Below are 25,575 nucleotides of genomic sequence, written 5' to 3'. Positions count from 1 at the left end.
TTGTTTATTGTCCAAAAAAAGCGTTTTTAGAAATTTCTAAAAACGCTTTTTTGTTTGTTGATTTGTGTATTCGTTGAATTTAGAATTTATTTTTTTGTTACTCACTACTCACTACTCACTACTCACTACTCACTACTCACTACTCACTACTCACTAATTCTTCGCTCTAGGATGGTATTTATTCACAACCTCACTTAGTTTGGTTTTATCCACATGTAAATAAATTTCGGTAGTGGTAATGCTTTCGTGTCCTAGTAAAGCTTGAATCACAGTTAAGTCAGCACCACCATTTAGTAAATGACTCGCAAACGAGTGTCTAAACGTATGTGGGCTAATTGTTTTTTTAATATTTGCCTTTTCTGCCAATTGTTTGATGATGGTAAAAATCATCACTCTCGTTAATTGATTTCCTCTTCTGTTTAAAAATAACACATCTTCTTTTCCTTTTTTGGGAGGTGTTAAAAGTCTTTGTTGACTTATATAATTACTAATGATGGTTTCGGTATACAAGTTTGTAGGAACCAACCGTTGTTTGTTTCCTTTTCCTGTAATTTTTATGAAACCTTCATCAAAGTATAGATCAGAAATTTTAAGATTGATGAGTTCGCTTACACGTAATCCACATCCGTATAAAGTTTCTAAAATAGCTCTATTTCTTTCTCCTTGTGGATGAGACAAATCAATAACATCAATGACTTTATTGATTTCTTCTTCAGATAAAGTATCAGGAAGTTTTAGTCCAATTTTGGGAGATTCAATAATATCCATGGGATTTACTTCTCTGTAATTTTCAATCAATAAATAATCAAAAAAAGAAGAAAGACCAGATATTAATCTAGCTTGAGATCTAGCCTTGTGCGTTTTGGAATATTGATAAATAAAATTTTGTAAATCAGCCGTTTTAATATTTAAAGGGGTGATTTCTGATTCTCTAAAGTAACTCTCAAGTTTTTCACAATCCCCTTGATAGTTGATGATGGTGTTTTTTGACAATCCCTTTTCTATGAGTAGATATTGGGTAAATTCTTTGATGTAGGAGTTCCAATTCATTGTAAAGTAAAAATAAGGAATATATACCAAAGCAAGGGGGGGCTATTTTATAATCATTAACCATAAACAATGTCAATTAACCTCAAATAAAATTGCACAACATATAATTATAGTTTAATTTTAGAATACAATTTGCTGTAACAAATTGAGGTTTTTTAGTTAAAAGAAAAGCCAAACTCAATAGGAAAGGGTGCTAGTCCGAATTTTATTGAGTTTTTTTATGCTTAAAATTTGACTTTTGAAGGTTAAAAACAATAATAAATGTAAAATTTAATGAAGCTGTTTTTGTAAAATTTAGATTAGCAGTTGTGTTTTTAAAAGCACAAGTGCTTTTGTGCAAGTGTACAAGTGGAGTTTATAAGTTTGTACAGTGGACTTAAGTAAAAGCTCAAGTACTTTTTTTTATTGAAGCGTTGGAGTTTTGAGTAAAAAAGCAAAAAAAATCCCCGACTGCTGTAACAATCGAGGTTTTTTAGTTTCAAGAAGTACTGAACTTCATAGAAAAGGGTGCTAGTCCTAATTCAATGTAAAGCCTACATTTTTTAATAAGCTACGCAATTTAGTATCAGGTCTAAAATTTAAGTGAGCAGATTTCACTGAATTTGCCGATACTTCTTTTTCAGTTTCTGACGGCAATGAACGTACGCCTACTTGAAAGGATCCTAATTTGTCTAGTTTTACAATTTTTCCTTGCTCTAGTTCATCTACAATGTTGTGAACCAAAGAAAGAATTACAGCGTAACAATCGGCCTCTCTTACAGTACTCTGATTAGATACCAAATAAGCCAAACGTTCCAAATCAGTAGTTCCAGTAGCAATGGCTTGGGCATAAAACTTTTTTTCCGCTGTTAAGTCTCGCGGATTAGACTTTTGTAATGGTTTAATCTTTACCATAATTATAAAATTTAAAATTACACTTTAATAAAGTGGTAAGTACACTATGTCCTTACATTCTTAAAGTTATAAATAAAATTTATTGTTATGTTTGGTTTTAATCAATAGTTATCGACATTTATGTTTTTTAGTTTGTTAAATGTTCTGGTTGTTGTTGATGCTCATTATCAGCGCTTTATTTTATTAAGTTTATAAAAAATATTCATAAATAAATATGTGTGCTTGTAATGCACGAATAAAAAGTTATTAACAATTTTGTGGAATAAAAAAGTTGGTTTTGAGTATAAAAAATAGTTGAATGATTAGTGTTTTATCTTTATTTTTTTGTCAAGAGTATTTCTAAATTGTTTTTATAACGTTATTATAGTATGTTAATTATAATACCCTTGTTTTTTCTTACTTTTGATATAAATCAATATTTTGGTAATTATGAAAATTTTAATATTAAATGGCCCCAATTTAAATTTGTTGGGAAAAAGAGAACCAGAGATTTATGGTTCTGAAACTTTTGAACAATATTTTGAAACTTTAAAAAAGAAATATTCAGAGATTACTTTAGAATACTTTCAATCAAATAGTGAAGGGACGTTAGTAGATAAAATTCACGAAGTAGGTTTTTCTTACGATGGAATTGTAATGAATGCAGGAGCATATACGCATACTTCTGTAGCCATTGCTGATGCGATTAGTGGTGTAACTACTCCGGTTGTTGAAGTTCATATTTCTAATACTCACAAAAGAGAAGCTTTTAGGCATAAATCTTTTTTATCTCCCGTTTGTAAAGGAGTAATTTTAGGTTTTGGTTTAAAGAGTTATGAATTGGGCGTAGAGAGTTTTATAAAATAAACAATGAACAAAGAGGAAAACTGGTTATATGAAATAAATCCAAAGAACAATCTCTTCGATTTAAATTTAAAGGAAGTTTGGCGTTATAGAGATTTATTGTTTCTTTTTGTAAAAAGAGATGTAGTAACTGTTTATAAACAAACTATATTAGGACCTTTATGGTATTTAATTCAGCCTTTGTTTACTTCAATTGTATTTACTTTGGTTTTTAATAAAATAGCGAATATTAGTACAGGTGGAATTCCACCCTTTTTGTTCAACTTGGCGGGTATTACTAGCTGGAATTATTTTAAAGATTGCTTAACAGAGACCTCAGATACTTTTAAAAAGAACCAAGCTATTTTTGGAAAGGTTTATTTTCCAAGAGTTATTATGCCCATGTCTGTGGTAATCTCAAATCTATTAAAGTTCGGAATTCAGTTCGGAATTTTTATTTGTTTCTACTTATATTTTGTTTTTAGTGGTAGTGTTATAAGTCCTAATATATATGTATTAACATATCCTATTGTGTTATTATGTATGGCTATGTTAGGATTAGGGTTAGGAATGATTATCTCATCGATGGTAACTAAATATAGAGATTTAACTTTTTTAGTTTCTTTTGGGGTACAACTTTTAATGTATATTTCATTGGTAAGTTTACCTTATAGTTTGTTTAAAGAAAATAACTTAACATGGGCGGTAGATTTTAATCCTGTAGCACATATTATTGAGTATAGTAGGTTTGTTTTGTTGGGAGAAGGTTCCGTGACTTTGTTTGGTGTTTTGTATACATTAATAATTTCTGTTGTAGTTTTTCTATTTGGAATATTGGTTTTTAACAAGACAGAAAAAAGTTTTATAGATACGATATAACATGGAAGAGAGTAATGTGATATTAAAAGTAGAAAACATCTCTAAACAATATCGTTTAGGAACTTTAGGAACAGGAACTATTAGTCACGATTTAAATAGATGGTGGCACAGAATAAGGGGAAAAGAAGATCCTTATTTAAAAATAGGAGAAACCAATGATAGAAGTACAAAAGGAACTTCGGAGTATGTATGGGCCTTAAAAGATGTTTCTTTTGAAGTAAAAAAGGGTGAGATTTTAGGAATTATTGGAAAGAATGGAGCTGGTAAATCAACCTTGTTAAAAATCCTTTCAAGAGTCACTGGGCCTACTACAGGAAGTATAAAAACCAAAGGAAGAATAGTTTCTTTATTAGAGGTTGGAACGGGGTTTCATCCTGAAATGACTGGGCGTGAGAATGTATATTTAAACGGAGCTATTTTAGGAATGACCAAAAAAGAAATCAATGAAAAAATTGATGAGATTATTTCTTTTTCGGGTTGTGAACGTTATATAGATACGCCTACCAAACGTTATTCTAGCGGAATGACGGTACGTTTGGCTTTTGCTGTAGCCGCTTTTTTAGAACCTGATATTTTGGTAGTAGATGAAGTTTTAGCGGTGGGGGATGCAGAGTTTCAAAAAAAAGCCATTGGTAAAATGCAAGATATTTCTAATAGTGATGGAAGAACAGTTTTGTTTGTGAGTCATGATATGGCTGCGATACAAAGTTTATGTACAGAGTTGCTGGTTTTGGGAAATGGTGTTAATTTGTTTCAGGGGAATGTTTCAGAAGGTGTTGATTTTTATTTGAGTGATAAAAATCAAGAGGTTAACTCAGATCTCTTAAGCTTAACAATAAGAAAAGGAAATAAAACTTCACTTTTTAAAAAAATTAGTTTTACGTCAAATACTCAAGGTAAGGAGTTTAAAGACAGTTCAAAAGTTTATTCTGGAAGTAAAATTTTTATAGATATTGAAATTGAGAATAAAAGAGCTTTGTCAAGAGAGATTTATATTGCAATGGACTTTGTTGATTCAAAAGGAATAGCAGTGATGAATATAAGTAATGAGTTTACTAAGAATAAATTGTATTTAAAGGATAAAAAATCTATAATTCGTTTTGAAATAGCTAATTTGAATTTAAGATCGATGGATTATTATATTTCTTTATGGGGGTGTGAAGTTGGAGGAAGTGTTTTTGATTTTATTGAGAATCAAATTAAAATGGAGGTAATTGAAACAGATTTTTTTAGAACAGGAGCAATTCCTAGAGGAAAACAACATGGTTATATATTATTAGCTAATAACTCATATAATTTTGAAAAATGAAAAATTTGTTAGTGTCTATTATAATTCCGTGTTATAATCAAGCAGAATTCTTGTGTGAGACTTTGGAGAGTGTTCTAAATCAAAAATATATTCACTGGGAATGCTTTATTGTAAATGATGGAAGTACTGATGATACCGAAGTTGTTGCAAAGGAATATTGTAATAAAGATCCAAGATTTGTTTATCTATATAAAAACAATGGAGGACTAAGTAGTGCTAGAAATTATGGATTAAATCATGCTAAAGGAGATTTAATTCAGTTTTTAGATTCAGATGATTTGCTCTTTCCTACTAAAATTGTTGAATCAATAGCTTTGTTTAAAGGAGACCATCATTATAAATTTGTAATAACAGATTTTAGTATGCTTATTAACAATGTTAATTATTCAATGATTATTAATCAAGAAAAATTAACTTTTGAAGGGGTTTTGTATTATTGGGATTTTGAAATTAACATTCCTATTCACTGTGGATTATTTGATGCTTCTTTTTTTACACAATATAGATTTGATGAGACTATTAAAGCCAAAGAAGATTGGTTAATGTGGATTGTGTTATTTAAACAAGGTTATATACCTATTGCACTTGCAAAGCCTTTAGTATCTTACAGAAAACATACTCAAAGCATGACTATGGCTACCAATATTTTTAAAGAACAACTAAGAGCTATAGAGATTATTAAAGAAATTATTGGAACTAATTTATATGAAGAGTTTTTGTTGATATTATATAAAAATATAAGTAAAAAGAATTCAGTGTTAAAGCAAGAGATAGAAAACTTAAAATCTTCAGTTTTCTATAAAGTTGAAAAAAAGTTAAAAAAAATATTTAGAAAGTAAACTCAAATGCTAGCTATACTAATTCCATACTACAAAAAAGATTTTTTTCAAGAAACATTTGATTCTTTGCTAAATCAAACCTGTCATAAATTTAATGTATACATAGGCGATGATTGCAGTCCATATAATTTTGAGTCAGAAATAAATAAAGAAACTCTACCTTTTAATTTAACGTATAAAAGATATCATGAAAATTTAGGGGGACAGTCATTGGTAAAACATTGGAATAGATGTTTAACAATTTTGAATGATGAAAAATGGTTTATGATTTTGGGAGATGATGATGTGTTACAAAATAATTTTGTAGATGAGTTTTATAAGAATGTAAAAGAGGTTAATGCTAAAGCAATTAATGTGGTTAGATATGCATCGGTTAAAACAGATATAGCGTTAAGTCCTATGATAAATACTGTTGAAGTTGCTGAAATAGAAAACACTATCACGTTTTTTATAAATAGATTAAAAGGATTAACTAGAAGTACTTTAAGTGAATTTGTATTTAAAGTAGATGCCTATAAAAAACATGGGTTTAAAGAATATCCATTAGCTTGGCACACAGATGTAATGGCTGTTTTAGAGTTTTCAGAATTTAACAAAATATATGGAATTAATACTTCCGTTGTGAAAGTAAGATCTAGTGGTATTAATATTTCTAGTATGAGTAATAATTTAGTTAAAAAAAACGAGGCATCTTTTGCTTTTTTCTTTGATTTGTTAAATATCCATAATAAGTATTTTACGTTAGAGCAATTGGAGTTGGTTTATTTCAAGCTAGAGAAAACATTTTTAGATAATAAAAAAAAGAATAGTTACTGGAGAAAGACAATTCTTTTATATATTAAAAATAAGCAATGGATTAGACTATTAAATTTTATAGGTAAGTATTTATCTGCAATAAGAAAAGCGCAAAAATGAAAATATTAGTAATAGCTCAAGATTTAAGGATATCAGGTACTAGTGAAGGAGTCGTATCAAGGTCTTTTATAGCTAAACTTGCAGATTTATACCCAGAATCTACTGTAGATTTGGTGTATTTAAAACATGTTAATAGTGATGATCGTTTAGATTTGTTACCTGTAGATAATATTGTAGAAGAAAGAATAAATATTTTTAAGTTTCCAAAATATGTTTTGTGGCCTAATAAGATTTATTGGAGAATTTTTCACAAAACTTTAAAAGAACAGTTTATATTTTCTAAGTATAAAAAACATTTGTCTAAAATAGATTATAAAAAATACGATTTAATCTTTATTAGAAGTTGTGGACAAGAGTATGAAGTTATTAGAGCAGCAAAAAACCTTCCTATTTTAAAGAATGCAATTATCAATTTTCACGATCCTTTTCCAGTCTTATGGGATTCTGGCTCTAAATTGGAGTTAAATAAATTAGAGGTTTATAAAATGATGGATATGTGGGAAGTAGTAAAACAAGCTAAGGCCTGTATTTCACCTTCAGGATTATTATCAAATGATATGGAGCATTTATATGGTTCGAACAAAAAGTTCTTTACAGTTCCTCATCAATTTTCTCCTAAAGTCTTTGATTATTCTAATGTGGATAATTATAGGAAAAAAGAGAAAAAAATATCAGTTTCATACCACGGTGCTATTCAGTTTAAAAGAAATATAGATGTTTTATTAGATGCTTATATTAATATTATAGATGAAGATAAATTCTTAAAAGATAATACTGAATTTGTTCTTAGAATAAAAGGAGATCAAACAGAAAGAATCAAAGAAAAATACAAAAACATAAAAAACATTGTGATTTTAAATACAATTAATTTTGTGAACTCATCTTATGAACAAAAAAATGAATCTGATATTATCGTCATATTAGAAAATTGTGACAATACATCACATAGTAATATTTTGGTAGGGAAAGCACCATTTTTAGAGAGTTTAAAAAAACCTATTATTTCAATATCACCCAAAAGAAGTGAGACGAGAAATATAATCAAAGAAGAATTTATAGCAACATATGATAATCATGATGAAATAAAAAATAAACTAAGATATTTGATACATTTAAAAATGAATAATAAAAATTTAAATGTATCTCCATTTGGAGATTATTTTTCTTTAAAATCTTTTAGAGGCTCTATAGAATCTTTATAATCAAATCAGATTTATATGATAAAAGAACCATTAGTTTCAATTATAATACCCACCTATAACAGAGCTCATTTAATAGAGAAGACTTTAGATTCTATTATTGTACAAACATATACAAATTGGGAGTGTATTGTAGTTGATGATGGGTCTACTGATGATACAGATAAAATTTTAATGGGGTATTGTAAAAAAGATGAGCGAATTCAATATCATCATAGGCCAAACGATAGAGTTAAAGGAGCCAATGCGTGCAGAAATTATGGCTTTGAATTAAGTAAAGGAGAGTATGTGAACTGGTTTGATAGTGATGATTTGATGGTTAATAAAAAATTAGAAGTTCAAGTAGATAGATTATTAAATACAGAATGTCAATTTACAGTATGTCAAACTATTGTTTTTAAAGATAGTATTAATAATAAATTAGGATTGAGGAATAAAAAAGTACATTCAGCTGATTTTTTTAATGATTTTATTACTAATGAAATTAAGTTTTTGACTCAATCACCAATGTTTAAAAAAGAATTTATATTATCTAGAAGCTTGAAATATGATGAAAGCTTGTCTCGCTCCCAAGAAAGAGATTTTTTTGTAAAAGTACTAGCATTGGTCAATAATTATGATTTCATTGATGAAGTGTTAGTTTTTTTTAGATTAAATGAGAATAGTATTTCACATGGAAAAATAACAGAAGATAAAGTTTATTCATCTTTTAAGGTTGACTTTAATATAGTAAAAGTACATCATAAATTGTTAAAACAAAAAACGATTCTTTTACTAAAGAAAAAATTAATAAATGAATATTATAATGCGTTATCATTAAAGTATTATAATATAGGAAAGAAAATTTTATATAAATTATTAAGTAAACATAATGTTATTAAATTTAGTGCAATAGATAAAATTATGTTTATAAGCGCATTTTTTTTCTTTAGAATTTTTAAGAAAGGTTATTTTTTATTGCCAAAAAATATTAAATGAGATTAGGAGAAAACCCACAGAGAAATCAAAAATTAAATACTAACAATTACTCACATAGAGTGATTATGCCTATTTATATTCCTAATCAAGATGAGTATTATGCAGATTCTTTTAAAATATTAAAAAGATCTATCCAAAGCTTAGTCAATACTATTTCAAAACAATCAGCTATTACCATTGTAAATAATGGTTGTTGTAAAGAGGTGGTAGATTATTTAAATGAATTATTTAAAGAAGATAAAATACAAGATTTAATACATACTCAAAAAATAGGAAAGTTAAACAGTATTATAAAGGCTGTAAAAAGTAGTTATGAACCATTAATAACTATTACAGATTCAGATGTCCTTTTTTTATCGGGTTGGTTAAATAAAACAGTTGAGGTTTATAAAAACTTTCCAAAAGCAGGAGTGGTGGGAATTGTACCACAATTTAAACAATTTGAAAATCTGGGGTATAATGTTATTTATAATAACTTATTCAATGCAAATATCAAGTTTACAGAGGTTAAAAATCCAAAGGCTTTAAAATTGTTTTATAAAAGTATTGGTTGGAAAGATGATTATAATAAAGATTATTTAAAATATAATTTAACCATAACAAGTAAATCAAATAGTAAAGTAAAAGCAATTATTGGGAGTGGTCATTTTGTGGCTACCTATAAAAGAGAATTGTTTAATAATGATATAGCTTTTTCTGATTATTTATTAGGAGGTAATAGTGAAATAGACTTATTGGATCTACCTTGTGTAAAAAAAGGGTTATGGAGACTTACGACTGATGGCAATTATGCATATCATATGGGAAATGTCTTAGAGTTTTGGATGAATGAGGAAACTTCTTTAATACCAGAAGAAATTAACTTTGAATTTTTAAAAAATGACAAGAAAGTATTAAAGAATAAAGATATTGGCTTTTTGTTTAATACTAAGCTGATGAGAGTTTTTTATAAAAAATACAAATCAATTTTTTATAAAAAATGGGGATTGCCTAAAAAATTACATTCAACTTATTAACATGAAGAATTTTACAATTGTTATCCCTACAAAAAATAGACTTGAGGAGTTAAAAATCACCCTACTAAAATTAGAATATTTAATTAAATCAGAAAATATCGAAATTATTTTAGTAGATGATGGATCTGTAGATAATACAAAGGAATATATAACTGAAAATTATCTTAATATTAGATATTACAGAAATGAAAAATCTAAAGGAATTCTTGCGGTAAGAAATAAAATATTTAGTCTTGTAAATACAGATTATGTATTGAGTATTGACGATGATGCAAACTTTCTTACAGAAGAAGTTATAGCTTCAGTTAAAAAATATTTTAATGAAAATAAAAACATAGGACTTGTATATTTTAGAAGTTATTGGAGTAAAGAAAAACCAAAGAGTATAGAAACTACCTTATCTTCTCATAGGACAAGGAGTTTTGGAGCTGTTTCTTTTGCAATGAAAATGTCAGCATGGAATTCTATTCCTAATTTATTAGAGTGGTTTTTGTTTTATGGAGAAGAAGACTTTATAGCTTATCATTTTTTTAAGAATAAATGGGAAATTCATTTTTTTCCAGAGGTTTTAATTCATCATAGAGTAGATATAAAATTAAGAAAAAAGCATAAAGATTATAAAATAAGGTTAAGACGTTCTTTGCGTTCGGGTTGGTATCTTTATATTTTATTTTTTCCTGTAAAAGAAATTCCAAGAAGGTTTTTATATACCTTGTGGATACAAATAAGAAATAAAACATTAAAAGGAGATTTAAAATCAACCATAGCTATATTTCAGGCTTTGTTTGATACTTTTGTTAATATTCCTAGACTTTTAAAAAACAGTAGTAGGTTAACTGTACAAGAGTTTAAAGAATATCAGCAATTACCTGATACAAAATTATATTGGAGACCAGAAGAAGAATTATGAAAGGCATAGTTGTTATTCCAGCAAGAGGAGGTTCAAAAAGACTACCTAACAAAAATATCAAATTGTTAGGAGGTATTCCTTTGTTAGTACATAGTATTAATTATGCAAAAACTATGTTTGAGACTAATAGTATTGTTGTATCTACAGATTATGCAGAAATAAAAAAAATAGCCTTAGAAAATAACATTAGAGTGATTGATAGACCCAAGGAAATATCGGGAGATTTGGCAACCTCTGTAGAGGTATTACAACATGTAGCTAAAACAGTTGAGGAGGATTATGATACTTTTATATTATTGCAACCCACCAATCCTCTTAGACCTAAAGAATTATTAAAAGAAGCTATAGAGCTATATCAAAAAGGAGAATACGATAGTTTGATGACGGTAAGTGAAAATGAACATAAACTAGGGAAAATTGTCAATGATAAATTTAAGCCATTTACCTACGAACTAGGACAAAGAAGTCAAGATTTAGAGCCTCTTTATTATGAAAATGGTTTGTTGTATATCACAAAAAAAACAGAAATTTTAAAAGGAAATATTTTGGGAGAAAATCATTATCCTTTTATTGTAAATCATTCTTTTTCAAAAATAGATATAGATACTTTAGAAGATTTTGAACTAGCAGAATTTTACTTAAATAAATACCAAAATGAATAGTCCATATATAGAAATAGCAGGAAGGAAAATAGGCCTTGATTACCCACCTTTGGTAGTGGCTGAACTAGGAATTAATCACGAGGGAAGTTTAAAAACGGCTTTTGAAATGGTAGATGCGGCCGCAAGAGCTGGTGTTGAAGTACTAAAACACCAAACACATATTGTAGCAGATGAAATGAGTGGAGCTGCAAAAAAAGTAATTCCAGGTAATGCAGATGTATCCATCTATGAAATTATGGAACGTTGTTCCTTAAATGAAGAAGACGAAATAGCTTTAAAAAAATATGTAGAAAGTAAAGGAATGATTTTTATATCTACTCCTTTTTCGAGAGCGGCTGCGAATCGTTTACATAAAATGAATGTAGATGCTTATAAAATTGGTTCAGGAGAATGTAATAATTATCCACTTTTAGAACATATAGCAAGTTTTGGTAAACCTGTAATTTTAAGTACAGGAATGAATACTATAGAAAGTATAGCCAAAGCATTAGCTATTTTTGATAAACACCACGTAGATGTAGCAATTTTACACACTACGAATTTGTATCCAACGCCTCCCGAATTGGTCAGGTTAGGAGCAATGACAAAAATGCATCAAGCTTTTCCAAAAAGAGTTTTTGGATTGTCAGATCATACACTAAGCAATCATGCTTGTTTAGGAGCAGTTGCTTTAGGAGGAAGTATTTTAGAAAGACATTTTACAGATCATATGGATAGAACAGGTCCAGATATTGTTTGTTCAATGGATGAGCAAGCAACCAAAGAATTGATTGAAGGTTCTAGATTAATGTGGCAAATGAGAGGTGGTGAAAAAGTACCTGCTCAAGAAGAACAAGTAACTATAGATTTTGCATTTGCAACAGTTTGTACAATAAAACCGATTAAGAAAGGTGAAGTTTTTACCAAAGAAAATATTTGGGTAAAAAGACCAGGTACAGGAGAAATTTTAGCGGAACATTTTAATGATATACTTGGCAAAGTAGCGCAAAAAGACATAGAAAATGATGAACAATTAACATGGTTACATGTCAAATAAAAAAATAGTTTTTTTAACTGGAACAAGAGCAGATTTTGGAAAAATTAAATCGCTAATTCAAGCTCTAGAAAACCATCAAAAATACACTCCATATGTGTTTGTAACAGGAATGCATTTAATGGAAAAATATGGTTACACTTTAATAGAAGTGGAGAGAAGTGGCTTTAAACATATAGAAACGTTTAAAAATCATACCCATGAAACCACGATGGATTTAACATTAGCAAAAACTATAAATGGATTTTCGACTTACGTAAAGAAAATAAACCCCGATTTAATTGTAGTCCATGGAGATAGAGTAGAAGCATTAGCAGGAGCTATTGTTGGAAGTCTTAATAATATATTAGTAGCCCACATAGAGGGAGGAGAAGTTTCGGGTACAATTGATGAATTGATAAGACATTCAGTTTCTAAAATGAGTCACCTACATTATGTTGCCAATGATTTAGCAAAAAAGAGACTATTGCAAATGGGGGAGTCTAACAAGAACATTTTTGTGATAGGTTCTCCAGATGTAGATATTATGTTTTCTAAAAATTTACCAACACTAGATAAAGTAAAAAGTTATTATGAAATTCCGTTTAATAATTATGGAGTTTTAATGTATCATCCCGTTACTACAGAATCAGAAAATATGGAGATGTATGCCAATAATTTAGTAGATGCGTTGTTAGAGGATGATAAAAACTATGTAGTTATTTATCCAAATAATGATTTGGGATCTACATCAATATTAAAGTCATATAAACGTATAGAAAAGCATAATAGATTTAGAATATTTCCATCCATAAGATTTGAGTACTTTTTAACCCTACTAAAACAAAGTGATTTTATTATAGGAAACTCAAGTGCTGGTATTAGAGAAGCACCATACTATGGAATTCCAACAATTAACATTGGAACAAGACAAGAAAATAGATCGATGCATCCTCATATTATACATTCAGATTATGAAACAAAAAATATATGTCATGCTATAAACCAAACCAAAACATCAAAGGTTAAAAAAGAAAACCCGTTGTTTGGTTATGGTAATAGTGCTGAGTTATTTATTGAATCATTAAGTAAACTTTCATTTAAAGACGGTGGTATTCAAAAACAATTTATAGACATATAAATAAAGAATTAAAATGAACATTATAGGAGTGGTTATTACTGATGGAGTTGGATATAGGAATTATATTTTAAGTGACTTTTTGCAAGAAGTTGTTAAAAAATATGATAAAGTAGTTGTGTTTTCAGGAATTTCTATTGAACAGTATCCTAAGGAATATTCTAATTTAGAAATTGTAGAGCTACCTGTTTTTGTTGAAGGTAGACTTACTTGGTTTTATAGAAAACTGAAAGAATTAGCACATTTGTTTTTACACAGAAATAAAACTTTTGGTATTAGAGATACTTTAAGTTTTTCATACCCAAAAACAAATTCCCCTAGAGCATTATTAACAAAATTGGCTTTTTTTATAGCTAAAAATTATCATACAGAAAAAAATATAAAAGTCTATGAAAAATTTCAATTTAAGAGTTTTAAAAATAGTGGTATTTATAAAAACTATACCTTACTTTTAAAACAATACACCCCTAATCAACTGTTTTTTACTCACCAGAGACCTCCTTTTTTAGCTCCCTTAGTAGCTGCAGCAGATGAATTAAAGATTCAAACAACAACATTTATATTTAGTTGGGATAATTTAGCTTCTAAAGGAAGAATGCTAGGAACATTTAAAAATTATTTAGTATGGAGCGATTTGATGAAACAGGAACTGTTAGAGTTTTATCCTGAAGTTTCTCCTAACCATATAAAAGTAGTTGGTACTCCTCAATTTGAACCTTATGTATTGGATAGATATCATATTTCAAGAGATGAATTTTATAATAAATTTAATTTAAATTCTTCTCAAAAAATTATTTGTTATTCTTGTGCGGATAGTAGTATTGGTAAAAATGATGAAATTCATATAAGAGCCATTTTAAGTTTTATTAATAAAACTCAAAATTTACAGTTGTTAGTAAGAACTTCTCCTGCTGAGGATGGAAAACGCTTTGAGAGATTAAAAAATGAATTTCCAGAAATTAAGTGGAATTTTCCAAAGTGGTTTTTATCAAGAGAAGGCCATGCTGAAGCTTGGTCACAAAGATTACCTTCTATAGAAGATATTAATGATTTAAAGGCCATTTTACAATACTCCGATGTAAATGTAAATATGTTATCTACGATGAGCTTAGATTTTATGTTGTTTGATAAACCTGTTGTCAATACTGTTTTTGGTAATAAAGAAAATGGACTGTATGATGATCAACGTTTTTTAAATTATGTTCATTATAAATATGTGGTAGATAGTGGAGCTGTAACCATTGCTACAAATGAAAATGAATTGCATCGTTACTTAGAAGAAGCTTTGCAACAACCCAATTTAAGAAGTAAAGAGCGTAAGCAATTAATTGATTTAGAAATTGGTGCTCCGTTAGAAGGAACTAGCCAAAGAATTGTTGAGGCTTTAAAATCATTATAAAATGAAAAAAGTAGCGGTAGTTTGTAACTATGTTTTAAGGCCAGATAGAATTGGAGGGATGGATCGCTTTTTTAAATTGTTTGATGAGCAATTAAAAAAAGAAGGATATACTGTTGATTGGTTTTTTACAAACTATACACCTTTTGATTTTTATAAAAACTTTACTATTTACAGTGCAGAAAACTTATCCGTAGAACAAAAAATTTTAGAAGTTGCTTATCATCAAAAATATAATGTTGTCATTACTCATTTTACAGAACTTTGTACTTCTTTTTATAAAGAAATAAAGTCTTTGAATTCAGATGCTCATGTCATTGCTGTTGATCATAATCCTAGACCTTTAAAAGGGTTTCCTTTAAAAAAGAGAATTAAAAAAAGAATAGAAGGAGTTTTATACAGTAGATATATCAATCAATTCATAGGGGTTTCTCAATATACAGTCAATCATATTTTGAATGATTATGGTTCTTTTTTGAAGAATAAAACAAAAGTTGTTTATAACGGAATTGATACCGATGTTTTTGAAAAGAGAAAAGCAGAGAATAAGAATAAATTTATCGTAGCTTCACACTTAAGAGCCTCTAAAGGAATTCAAGATTTAATTAAAGCATTAAGTTTTCTTGAAAAGAATTTGTTACAAAATGTTGTTATAGATATTTACGGTGAAGGGCCTTATGAAAAACATCTTAAAGAACTTACTACTAAATACCATTTAGAAAATCTTATTTTTTTTAAAGGAAGTTCAGCAAAGCTAAATGAACTGTTCTGTAATTACAGTTACATGATTCAACCAACTTATATGGAGTGTTTTAGTTTGTCAATTTTAGAGAGTTTATCTGCAAATGTGCCCGTAATTACCACTACTGTAGGGGGGAATTTAGAAATTGTAAAAAATAGAGAGAATGGATTTGTTTATAGACCAGGAGATTGTAAAACATTGGCTACTATTTTAGAAAAGGTGATCATGGGTAAAGAAGAAATCAAAGAAGATACATCAATTTTAATAGCTAAGGAGTACAATCTCTCAAAGATGGTGACTAATCACATAAATTTATTACCATGAACATCGCTTTCATCACACCTGAATATCCGTTAGAAGTTTTTAAAGGAAACATTGGAGGTATTGGAACTTTTACAAAAAGTTTGGCCGAACATTTGGTTCGTTTTTCTTATGAAGTAACAGTATTTGTTCATAGCCAACCAAAAGAGCAAGTTTTGGTAGAAAATGGTGTGGAAATTCATTTGGTTAAAAAGAAAGCAATTAAAGGCATTACTTGGTACACCAACAGAAGATATTTTAATCAATATGTAAATACTATTATTTCTGATAAAAATATAGAAGTGATTGAAGCTCCAGAGTGGACAGGTTTTACTGCTTTTATGAAATTTTCTTGTCCATTGGTAATTCGTTTACATGGATCGGATACTTATTTTTGTGATTTAGAAAACAGAAAGGTAAAAGCCAAGAATAAGTTTTTTGAAAAGAAAGCCATCACAGGAGCAAATAAAATAGTGGGGGTTAGTGATTTTGTAACTCAAAAAACAAAGCAATTATTTAATTTACATTCAGACATTGAAGTATTTTATAATGCCATAGATAGTAGTCTTTTTAAACCAAATCATCAAGAAATTAAACCCAAAACACTTTTGTATTTTGGAACTATTATCAGAAAAAAAGGAGTGTTGTCCATTGCCAAAGCATTTAATGAAATTGTTAAACAAGATCCAAAGGTAAAGTTATGTTTGTTGGGTAGAGACAATAGAGATGTTTTTACAAGAAAATCAACTTTGGAAATGTTTAAAGAATTGTTGTCTAAAAAAGCAAAAAAACAATTCACTTATGTAGCGGAGGTACCGTATGAAGAGGTTATAAAATATATTCAGCAAGCAGATGTTGTTTTATTGCCTAGCTTTGCAGAGGCTTTTCCTATGACATGGTTAGAAGCCATGGCTCTCGAAAAAAAATTAGTGACTTCTAATATTGGTTGGGCAAAAGAATTAATGGTAGATAATGAAACAGGTTTTACTGTAAATCCTGAAAATATTAAGGAATTTTCAATCAAAGTTTTAACCTTATTAAATGATGAGGGAAAAGCAATTCAAATGGCAATAAACGCCAGACAGAGAATTGTAAATAAATTTGATGTCAAGCAATCAATTAAAAAAAATATTGCGATGTACAAATCAATAATAAAATAACATGCATTTAAAAAAATACATCACCTCAAAGAACGAGGTATTGTTATATAGTGGAGAGCCAAATATAGAAATGTTAGAGCATTTGGCATGTGGAGCAGGCGATGTATGGCATAGTTCTTTAGAGCAAGGTTTTACAAATTGTTTTCAAGATTTGGTATATCAAACTGCTGTGTATTGGTGGTTTTTAAATGATATTAAAGACCAAGATAAATGTGTTTGTTGGCGAATTAATGTCAACGCCTTTGTGGTTAGAGAAACTGTTTGGAATCAAATCAATGGGTTGGATATGCAATATGAATCTAGTACCATGTCTGGGTTAGATTTTGGATATAATTTATTAAGAAATCAAGCAGGAATTCCTTTACATGTAAAAGGATTGTATTCACCAGAAGAGAATAATATTCAGATTTCAACAGAAGATAGATATACTTTCTTTTTTAAGAATTTTAAAAGACAACATCCATTTTATATGATGTTGAGAAAGGGAATTTTTAAATTTCCTTCAGAATATAAGGCCTATCAAAAAGCAAAGCATAGTGCTGTAAAATATGTTGAGAAAATAATTCAACCTAAAGATTTAAACCCCATTTCAGGAAAACCTACGGTAAGTTTGGTGATTCCTACCATGAGAAGACAAGCCTATAGTCAGATTTTGTTAGAAGATCATAAAAATCAATCTTACCTAATCAAAGAAGCTGTAATTGTTGATGCTACTCCAGAAGAGGAAAGAGATGAAAAGTATTATAGAAATGAAGATTTTCCTTTTGATGTTGTGGTAAAATGGCAAACAAGCAAAGGAAGTTGTAGGGCTAGAAATGAAGCGATTGATTTGTGTACAGGGGATTATATTATTTTTGCGGATGATGATGTTAGGGTGTTGCCTGATTTTGTTGAAAATCATATCAGACTGCTTCAAACATATGATGCAGCTGCGTGTAATGGATTGGATAGTATGGCAGAAAATGTACATCAAGATTTGTCTGATTTAAAAAAGAGATTAGCAAAAATCGAAAATCAAAGATGGAAAGTGGGTGTGTCTTCTATTTTTAGCAATGCCAATTCTTGTGTTCGTAGGGATGTGGTACAAGAGTTAGTAGGGAATGATGTTAATTTTGACGGTGGTTATGGAGAGGATGCAGATTTTGGATTGTCTATTTTAAAAGCAGGACATGTACTATTACACAATCCTTTTTCACCCAATCTTCATTTAAAACCCCCTATGGGTGGATATAGATGGTGGGGAAGTGAAGCCAAAAAGAAAGGAAAACAACGTAAAATACAACCTTGGGAATTAGATAATCCAGTGAAAAAAATTGTCCCAAAACCGAGTCCAACCATTACTTACGGAATATTAAAACACTTTACACCAAGTCAAGTAAAAGAATGGAGAGTAAAATATTTCTTTTTATTTTTATTTAAAGGTGGAGTGAAAAAAATCCCAATTAGATTGATTCAATTACCCTATAAACAATTGCAGTTTTCTAAATCATTGCAATATGCAAAAGCATTGATTAATTTAGGAGTTAGATATAAATAAATTTATGATGTTTAGCCTTATCATTTGTACCTACATGCGACCTACAGCTTTGTTAAAGTTGTTAAAAACGGTGGCTAATCAAACTTTATATCCTAATGAAATTTTAATTGTGGATGGTTCTACAAATGAAGAGACCAAAGAATTACTTATTCAAAATGTATTTGAGAATCTAACTTATTATAAAGTAGCACCAGAAGAAAGAGGCTTAACAAAACAGAGGAATTTTGGAATTGAAAGAGTAAGACCTGATATAGATTTTGTTTGTTTTTTAGATGATGACACTATACTCAATCCAGATTATTTTAAATATTTGATTGGCACATATGAAACTTATCCTGAGGCTTTGGCTGTTGGAGGTTACATTACTAATGAGGTTGATTGGAAGCAAACGGAAGAAGTAAACACACACGAGTTTTATTATGATGGTTGGGTAAGAAAAGAAGGTTCAAGATTTAAATTGAGAAAAAAACTAGGTTTGTTAGATAATACCCCTCCTGGTTGGATGCCAAGATTTTCTAATGGAAGATCGGTAAGTTTTTTACCACCAAGCAATAAAGTATATCCTATTGAGCAAATTATGGGGTGTAGTATGTCTTTTAGAACGGAAATTTTTAAGGAATTATCATTCTCAAAATACTTTGAAGGATATGGTTTGTATGAAGATGCTGATTTTTCGTTACGCTTGGCTAAAAAAGGATCTTTATATATCAATACCGCTGCAAGAGTAGAACATCATCATGATGTTGCTGGGAGACCTAACAAATTTAAATATGGTAAAATGGTGACTAGAAATGGTTGGTATGTTTGGAGAGTAAAATATAAAAATCCATCTATCATAGCTCGTTTAAAATGGAATGCCATTGCCATTGTGTTAATGAAATTAAGATTTATTAATGTGTTTACTTCTAACAAAAAAAGAGAAGCTTTCACAGAGGCTTTGGGGAGATTTTATGGTTTATTAACCTTGATTTTTAACAAACCAACAGTAAAAAGATGATTTTCGGAATTATTACTCATGCAGCTCATAAAATAAAAGATGGACAGATTTATGCTTACGAGCCTTATGTTCGTGAAATGAATTTGTGGGCAAAATATGTAGACGAAATTATTATTCTAGCTCCAATGTCTAATGATGAAATTCAGAATATTGAAATTGCCTACGAGCATGGTAATATTAAAATAATAGAAATTCCCAATTTTGATATCACTTCTATCATAAATTTGTTGAGGTCTTTAGTAGTAATACCTAAAATATGTTTGCAGATATATAAGGTAATGAAACAAAGTAGTCACATACACTTACGCTGTCCAGGAAATGTGGGGTTGTTAGGTTGTTTAATGCAAATATTTTTTCCATCAAAATATAAAACAGCTAAATATGCAGGGAATTGGGATCCAGAAAGTAAACAGCCTATTACTTATAAATTTCAGAAATGGTTACTTGGTAACACTTTTTTAACTAAGAATATAAAAGTATTGGTCTATGGAGATTGGCCAAATCAATCAAAAAATATTGTTCCATTTTTCACAGCGAGTTATCATCAATCTGAAATAGAAGAAATTCCAATTAAAGACTTAAATGATCAAATAAAATTGATTTTTGTAGGTGGTTTAACGGTTGGTAAACAACCTTTGTTGAGCATAAAAGCAACCCATGAATTGATAAAAAAAGGATATACTGTTTGTTTAAATATATATGGTGATGGAGTGATGAGAACTGAAATAGAAAATTATATTTCAGTTCATCAACTAGAAAATCAGATTGTTCTACATGGAAATGTAAATAAAGAAGTGGTAAAAGTAGCTTTTCAAACTTCACATTTTCTTATTTTTATATCAAAGTCCGAAGGATGGCCAAAAGTAGTGGCAGAGGCTATGTTTTGGGAATGTTTGCCTATCAGTTCAAAAGTGTCTTGCATTCCGTATATGTTGGGACATAATACGAGAGGGAAAGTAGTGGACCCTTTTGTAAAAAAGGTTGTTTCTGCGATAGAAGAATACCTTTTAAATCATGATCTTTATAAGTTACAAATAGGGAATGCCAAAATTTGGTCAAGAATGTATACACTTGAAAAGTTTGATAGAGAAATAGAAAAAATATTAAATGAGTAAACCTTTAAATGTTATACATATAATAGATTCTCTTGCGGTTGGTGGAGCGGAAATGATGGCAGTGAATATTACCAATGGATTGCCTAAATATGGTGTTGCCTCTCATATATGTGTGACAAGGGCAGAAGGTTTGTTGAAAGAAAAAATAAGCAAAGAAGTCGGGTATGTTTTTTTAAATAAACAAGGTATTATTGATGTTAAGGCTTTGTTGAAGTTAAAGAATTACATCAAAAAACATAAAATCAAGCTGATTCATGCGCATTCTTCTTCGTTTTTTATAGCAGTGTTGATAAAGCTTCTAACGCCAAAAGCAAAAATTGTTTGGCATGATCACTATGGAAAAGCAGAACAAATTAAAGTACGAAAGTCAATAGTATTAAAAATAGCTTCTTTATTTTTTTGTCAAATCATATCAGTAAATCAAATTTTAGTGAATTGGGCAAAAGAAAAATTAATTTGTAAAAAAATAAAGTTCTTGGCTAATTTTGCCACCATCAATAAAACAGTTCACAAAACTCATTTAAACGGAGTGGAAGGAAAAAGAATTGCTTGTGTAGCAGCTTTTAGATCTCAAAAAGATCACTTTAACTTATTACAAGCTTTTACATTTATTAAAAATAAATATCCAGAATGGACTTTACATTTGATAGGTGAAAAACATAATAATATTTATAGTAAACAAATAGATGCTGTTATTGAAGATAAGGGGTTAGAAAATAATGTTTATTTCTATGGTTCTTGTTTAGATATTAAGTATATTTTAAATCAGTCTACTATTGGAGTGTTGTCTTCTAATTCAGAAGGTTTACCAGTATCTTTGTTAGAATATGGTTTGGTAGGTTTGCCAGTGGTGGTTACGAATGTTGGGGATTGTAAAAAAGTAGTCAATAATTATGGACTTGTTGTAGAGAAAGAGGATGCACTAGCATTAGCGAAAGCGCTTGAGAAATATATTTTAGATGAAAATTTAAGACGCTCAAAAGCTACTCAATTTCAAAAGCATATTTTTGAGAATTATTCTGAAAAGGCATATTTTTCTAAATTGATAAACATATATCAAGAATGTTAAAAAATAGACTTTTATTGGTTGTTTTACATTTGTTAGCAGGGTTTCTGTTAACGGTTTCTATCATTCCAAAATTGGTAGCAGTTCTAATCATGATATATGCAATTATTGATATAGTTGCAAGTAAAAACAATAACAATCAGGCTTTTTTATGGACGGCTTATTTTGTAAGTGCCGAGGTTTTATTGAGAATGACTGGAGGAACCATTTCTTGGGAAATGATAAAATATATAACTATTCTTTTTCTTTTTATTGGTATTGCTGTTGAAAAACAATCAAGAGGTGTTCCTGCTATTTTTTGGTTGTATATTTTATTATTATTGGTAGGGGTAGCTTTTTCGGATATTCCTGCAGATGCTTCTTTACGAAAAGCTGTGGTGTTTAATTTAAGCGTTCCTATATCTTTAGGAGTTTCTGCTATGTATTTTTACAATAGAAGTATTGAGTATAATAGGTTTAAAGAAATATTATATTTTACATTATTGCCTATCATGTCTATGCTAACATTGTTATATTTTAAAACGCCTAGTTTAAAAGAAATTACTTTTGGTTCTACGGCTAATTTTGAAGCTTCAGGTGGATTTGGACCTAATCAAGTGGCTACTGCTTTAGGTTTCGGAATTTTTTTGTTAGCTACTTTATTATTGTTAAGAGGAAAGATAACAGGCTCTATTTACGTAGATGTTTTTTTACTATTTTACTTAATATATAGAGGATTATTAACGTTTTCTAGAGGTGGAATTTTGACAGGTTTTATCGCTTTTTTATTATTATCTTTTTTCTATCTAATAGCAAGGGGAAAAATATTAGAACTCTTAAAATATATAGGGATCATGTCTCTTTTTTTACTCACCATATGGGTGTACAGTACTAATGTAACAGCAGGAATGTTAGAAAATAGATATCTAGGGAGAAATTCTTTGGGAGTAGAGAAAGAGGATATGTCATCTGGACGATTAGATATTTTTGAAGAACAATTTAATACTTTTATGGAAAATCCTTTTTTTGGGATAGGGGTAGGTTCTGGTAAATATTTAAGATTAGAAGAGTATGATGGAGAAATAACAGCAGCATCTCATAATGAAATGAGTCGTCTTTTAGAAGAGCATGGATTGATAGGTTTATTTTCTTTATTGTTACTTTTTTACGCATCAACGCTTAATTTTTTTAAACAAGATTTATTGTATAAAGGTTTTGTTGTTGGATTTGCTGCTCTGTGGTTTTTAACAATTAATCATTCTGCCATGCGAATTGCTTTTCCAGGATTTATTTATGGTTTAAGTTTGATTAATTTTTATGAAGACGAAGCTTATGATGAAGAATTAGCAAGCTCAGAAATATGAAAATATTGTATATAGGAAATGACTTATCTGGTCAATCAAAATATCATAGTGCATATGCTACTTTAAAACAAAATCTAATTAATGAAGGTTTTGACGTGATTTGTACATCTTCTAAAAAAAATCAGATTTTTAGATTGTTTGATATGATATTGGCAGTGATGATTCATGCTAAAAAAGTTGATTATATTCTCATTGATGTTTTTAGTACTTCTGCTTTTTATTTTGCTTTTATTACGTCTCAACTTGCTAGAATTTTTAGAACAAAATACATTCCTATTTTACATGGAGGAAATTTACCAAGTAGACTGAACAAGAGTCCTAAAATGAGTGCTAAACTTTTTAGAAATGCATTTATAAATATTTCTCCTTCAGCTTATTTACAAGATGCTTTTAAAAAATATAACTATGATAGTGTCTTGATTCCAAATACTATTAATATAGATAATTATTTTTTTAAAGAAAGAAATCAATTAGTACCTAATTTGCTTTATGTTAGAGCTTTTGCAGAAATTTATAATCCTTTAATGGCTGTAGATGTTTTGTATGAGTTAAAAAAAACATATTCAGAAGCAACTTTATGTATGGTGGGACCTGATAGAGATGGAACTTTGATAAAAGTAAAAGAAAGAATAAAAGAGTTATCTTTAGAAAATAGTGTTACCATCACAGGAGTTTTGCCAAAGGAGGAATGGCATCAATTGTCTAAAAATTATGATCTATTTATCAATACCACAAATATTGATAATACTCCAGTAAGTTTGATAGAAACCATGGCTTTAGGAATTCCAATTGTATCAACAAATGTTGGGGGAATTCCCTTTTTGATAAATGATAAAGAAGACGGTTTTTTGGTATCACCCAATAATGTTGAACAAATGAAAAATGCTATTGTAACATTGTTAAACAATAAAAATATGGCTAATTGTTTTTCATTAAAAGGAAGAACCAAAGCAGAAAATATGGATTGGGAAGTAGTAAAACATCAATGGTTAAAAGTTTTAAAATAGATGTTTTACAAGTGGTTATTTAAATTTGGTCAGCAATGGAGAAATCCTTCAATCAATTATTGGTTTTCTTTTTTAAAGAAAAGTGAATTTTGGTCTGCAGAAGATTTAGAAGCTTATCAGTTAGAGAAGTTAAAAGAGTTGTTGCAGTTTGCCTATGATTATTCTCCCTTTTATAAAAAACATTTTAAAACTCATGGTTTTTCTGTATCAGATGTAAAATCGTTAGATGATATTCATAAAATTCCGATGATTAATAAGAGAGATTTGTTAGATCATACGCAAGAAATTCATACTCACTATTCTTTTAAAAAAATGATCAAAGCTACCACTTCTGGTAGTACAGGAGAATCTTTGGTTTTTAATAGAGAAGAGGAAGCTGATTCTTTTAATAGAGCGGCTATTTTTAGAGGATATTCTTGGTACAATGTAGATCCATGGGAAAAGAATGGATATTTTTGGGGATTTAACTTTTCTTTTAAAGAAAAACTAAAAACCAAAATCTTAGATTTTTTACAGCATAGGTTTAGAATTTTTAGTTACGAAAAAAAGTCTTTCGAGCAATTTGTAAATAAGTTAAAAAATGCAAAATATATCCACGGATATTCTTCTATGTTGTTCCAGACAGCCAAGTTGATAAACGAAAGAGGTTTAGAAAGACCTAAAAAAATAAAAATGATTAAAGGAACTTCCGAAAAAATATTTGATACTTATCAAGAAGAAGTACAAAAAGCTTTTGGATTAAAAATAATTAGTGAGTATGGAGCTACAGAGTCTGGAATCATAGCTTTTGAATGTCCAGAAGGGAATATGCACATCAATATGGAAGGTGTTCTAGTTGAAGAGGTCAATCATGAAATTTTAGTCACTAATTTACAAATGAAATCGTTTCCAATCATCAGATATCAATTAGGTGATTATATTCAGTTAGCATCAAAAGAAGAAATTTGCGATTGTGGTAAAAAACATAGAGTTTTAAAAGAAGTTACGGGTAGAGTAGGCTCCAATGTTTATGGTTTAAAAGAAATATATCCTAGTTTATATTTTTATTATATTTTTAAAAATTTAGTGAAAAACAAAGATTTAAAATTAAATTATCAAGTTGTTCAAAATCAAAAAGGATTTTTAGATTTTAATATAGAACAAGACATTGACAACCATAAAATAAGTTTGTTAAGAGAAGAAATTAAAAAGTATTTTAAGGATGATATAAGCGTAGAAATTAGAGTAAATAAATCATTGCAATCAACAAAAGGAAAGTTTAAAAGTTTTATTTCAAACATTCAATAAGT

The 25,575-nt window shown here is 29.0% G+C and carries 24 protein-coding genes; 22 read left to right on the top strand and 2 right to left on the bottom strand.

The window, feature by feature from the left end:
• Positions 1-153: 153 nt before the first annotated feature.
• Both xerD and BUB70_RS05570 read right to left on the bottom strand, forming a co-directional pair.
• Positions 154-1,050 (bottom strand): site-specific tyrosine recombinase XerD, encoded by an 897-nt coding sequence (gene xerD, locus BUB70_RS05575; RefSeq protein ID WP_073119182.1) that lies wholly within the window; start codon positions 1,048-1,050, stop codon positions 154-156.
• Between the two features lie 516 nt (positions 1,051-1,566).
• Positions 1,567-1,944 (bottom strand): HU family DNA-binding protein, encoded by a 378-nt coding sequence (locus BUB70_RS05570; RefSeq protein WP_073119180.1) that lies wholly within the window; start codon positions 1,942-1,944, stop codon positions 1,567-1,569.
• A gap of 429 nt (positions 1,945-2,373) precedes the next feature.
• Here BUB70_RS05570 and aroQ point away from each other — a divergent pair, with 429 nt between their 5' ends.
• From aroQ to BUB70_RS05460, 22 genes are read left to right on the top strand one after another with little or no spacing between them, the layout of a single operon-like run.
• Positions 2,374-2,790 (top strand): type II 3-dehydroquinate dehydratase, encoded by a 417-nt coding sequence (aroQ, locus tag BUB70_RS05565; RefSeq protein WP_073119178.1) that lies wholly within the window; start codon positions 2,374-2,376, stop codon positions 2,788-2,790.
• Between the two features lie 3 nt (positions 2,791-2,793).
• Entirely contained in the window at positions 2,794-3,645 is an 852-nt protein-coding gene (locus tag BUB70_RS05560; protein ID WP_073119175.1) for an ABC transporter permease, read from the top strand.
• Between the two features lies 1 nt (position 3,646).
• Positions 3,647-4,954, top strand: coding sequence for an ABC transporter ATP-binding protein (locus BUB70_RS05555; protein WP_073119173.1), 1,308 nt, complete (start codon positions 3,647-3,649; stop codon positions 4,952-4,954).
• A complete protein-coding gene (locus tag BUB70_RS05550) occupies positions 4,951-5,793 on the top strand; it encodes a glycosyltransferase family 2 protein (RefSeq protein WP_073119170.1) in 843 nt (280 codons plus the stop codon). The genes BUB70_RS05555 and BUB70_RS05550 overlap by 4 nt, the downstream gene beginning before the upstream one ends.
• Positions 5,794-5,799: 6 nt before the next feature.
• Positions 5,800-6,708 carry a glycosyltransferase family A protein gene (locus tag BUB70_RS05545; RefSeq protein ID WP_073119168.1) on the top strand — a complete coding sequence of 303 codons (909 nt, stop codon included), beginning with the start codon at positions 5,800-5,802 and terminating at the stop codon, positions 6,706-6,708.
• The gene (locus BUB70_RS05540; protein WP_073119165.1) at positions 6,705-7,910 is read left to right on the top strand and encodes a glycosyltransferase family protein; all 1,206 of its coding nucleotides are present in this window, start codon (positions 6,705-6,707) and stop codon (positions 7,908-7,910) included. Before BUB70_RS05545 ends, BUB70_RS05540 begins: the two co-directional genes overlap by 4 nt.
• A gap of 15 nt (positions 7,911-7,925) precedes the next feature.
• Positions 7,926-8,885, top strand: a complete 960-nt coding sequence (locus BUB70_RS05535; protein ID WP_073119163.1) for a glycosyltransferase family 2 protein — start codon at positions 7,926-7,928, stop codon at positions 8,883-8,885.
• Entirely contained in the window at positions 8,882-9,901 is a 1,020-nt protein-coding gene (locus tag BUB70_RS05530; RefSeq protein ID WP_073119160.1) for a glycosyltransferase, read from the top strand. Before BUB70_RS05535 ends, BUB70_RS05530 begins: the two co-directional genes overlap by 4 nt.
• 1 nt (position 9,902) lies before the next feature.
• Positions 9,903-10,811, top strand: a complete 909-nt coding sequence (locus tag BUB70_RS05525) for a glycosyltransferase family 2 protein (RefSeq protein WP_073119158.1) — start codon at positions 9,903-9,905, stop codon at positions 10,809-10,811.
• Complete coding sequence (locus BUB70_RS05520; protein ID WP_073119155.1) at positions 10,808-11,473, top strand: acylneuraminate cytidylyltransferase family protein; 666 nt, start codon at positions 10,808-10,810, stop codon at positions 11,471-11,473. Before BUB70_RS05525 ends, BUB70_RS05520 begins: the two co-directional genes overlap by 4 nt.
• Positions 11,466-12,509, top strand: a complete 1,044-nt coding sequence (locus tag BUB70_RS05515) for an N-acetylneuraminate synthase family protein (protein WP_073119153.1) — start codon at positions 11,466-11,468, stop codon at positions 12,507-12,509. Before BUB70_RS05520 ends, BUB70_RS05515 begins: the two co-directional genes overlap by 8 nt.
• Complete coding sequence (gene neuC / locus BUB70_RS05510; protein ID WP_073119150.1) at positions 12,499-13,626, top strand: UDP-N-acetylglucosamine 2-epimerase; 1,128 nt, start codon at positions 12,499-12,501, stop codon at positions 13,624-13,626. Before BUB70_RS05515 ends, neuC begins: the two co-directional genes overlap by 11 nt.
• Positions 13,627-13,639: 13 nt before the next feature.
• Complete coding sequence (locus tag BUB70_RS05505) at positions 13,640-15,022, top strand: hypothetical protein (protein ID WP_073119148.1); 1,383 nt, start codon at positions 13,640-13,642, stop codon at positions 15,020-15,022.
• A 1-nt stretch (position 15,023) separates the two neighbouring features.
• Positions 15,024-16,085, top strand: coding sequence for a glycosyltransferase family 4 protein (locus BUB70_RS05500; RefSeq protein ID WP_073119146.1), 1,062 nt, complete (start codon positions 15,024-15,026; stop codon positions 16,083-16,085).
• Positions 16,082-17,221, top strand: coding sequence for a glycosyltransferase family 4 protein (locus tag BUB70_RS05495; protein WP_073119144.1), 1,140 nt, complete (start codon positions 16,082-16,084; stop codon positions 17,219-17,221). Before BUB70_RS05500 ends, BUB70_RS05495 begins: the two co-directional genes overlap by 4 nt.
• A 1-nt stretch (position 17,222) precedes the next feature.
• On the top strand, positions 17,223-18,758 hold the full coding sequence (locus BUB70_RS05490) for a glycosyltransferase family 2 protein (protein WP_073119142.1): 1,536 nt from the start codon (positions 17,223-17,225) through the stop codon (positions 18,756-18,758).
• 4 nt (positions 18,759-18,762) lie between these two features.
• Positions 18,763-19,755, top strand: coding sequence for a glycosyltransferase family 2 protein (locus BUB70_RS05485; RefSeq protein WP_073119140.1), 993 nt, complete (start codon positions 18,763-18,765; stop codon positions 19,753-19,755).
• Positions 19,752-20,870: a glycosyltransferase family 4 protein gene (locus tag BUB70_RS05480; RefSeq protein WP_073119138.1), complete on the top strand. Its 1,119-nt coding sequence runs from the start codon at positions 19,752-19,754 to the stop codon at positions 20,868-20,870. The genes BUB70_RS05485 and BUB70_RS05480 overlap by 4 nt, the downstream gene beginning before the upstream one ends.
• Positions 20,863-21,939 (top strand): glycosyltransferase, encoded by a 1,077-nt coding sequence (locus BUB70_RS05475; RefSeq protein ID WP_073119135.1) that lies wholly within the window; start codon positions 20,863-20,865, stop codon positions 21,937-21,939. Before BUB70_RS05480 ends, BUB70_RS05475 begins: the two co-directional genes overlap by 8 nt.
• Positions 21,933-23,279 (top strand): O-antigen ligase family protein, encoded by a 1,347-nt coding sequence (locus BUB70_RS05470; protein WP_084730193.1) that lies wholly within the window; start codon positions 21,933-21,935, stop codon positions 23,277-23,279. Before BUB70_RS05475 ends, BUB70_RS05470 begins: the two co-directional genes overlap by 7 nt.
• Positions 23,276-24,286 (top strand): glycosyltransferase family 4 protein, encoded by a 1,011-nt coding sequence (locus tag BUB70_RS05465; RefSeq protein ID WP_073119133.1) that lies wholly within the window; start codon positions 23,276-23,278, stop codon positions 24,284-24,286. Before BUB70_RS05470 ends, BUB70_RS05465 begins: the two co-directional genes overlap by 4 nt.
• Positions 24,287-25,573, top strand: a complete 1,287-nt coding sequence (locus BUB70_RS05460) for a phenylacetate--CoA ligase family protein (protein WP_073119131.1) — start codon at positions 24,287-24,289, stop codon at positions 25,571-25,573.
• Positions 25,574-25,575 lie beyond the last annotated feature (2 nt).

Source organism: Wenyingzhuangia marina (assembly GCF_900130035.1).
In the GTDB taxonomy this organism is placed as follows: Bacteria; Bacteroidota; Bacteroidia; order Flavobacteriales; family Flavobacteriaceae; genus Wenyingzhuangia; species Wenyingzhuangia marina.
The sequence above is the reverse complement of the archived record's forward strand: the minus strand, read 5'-3'. Positions and strand labels throughout refer to the sequence as shown.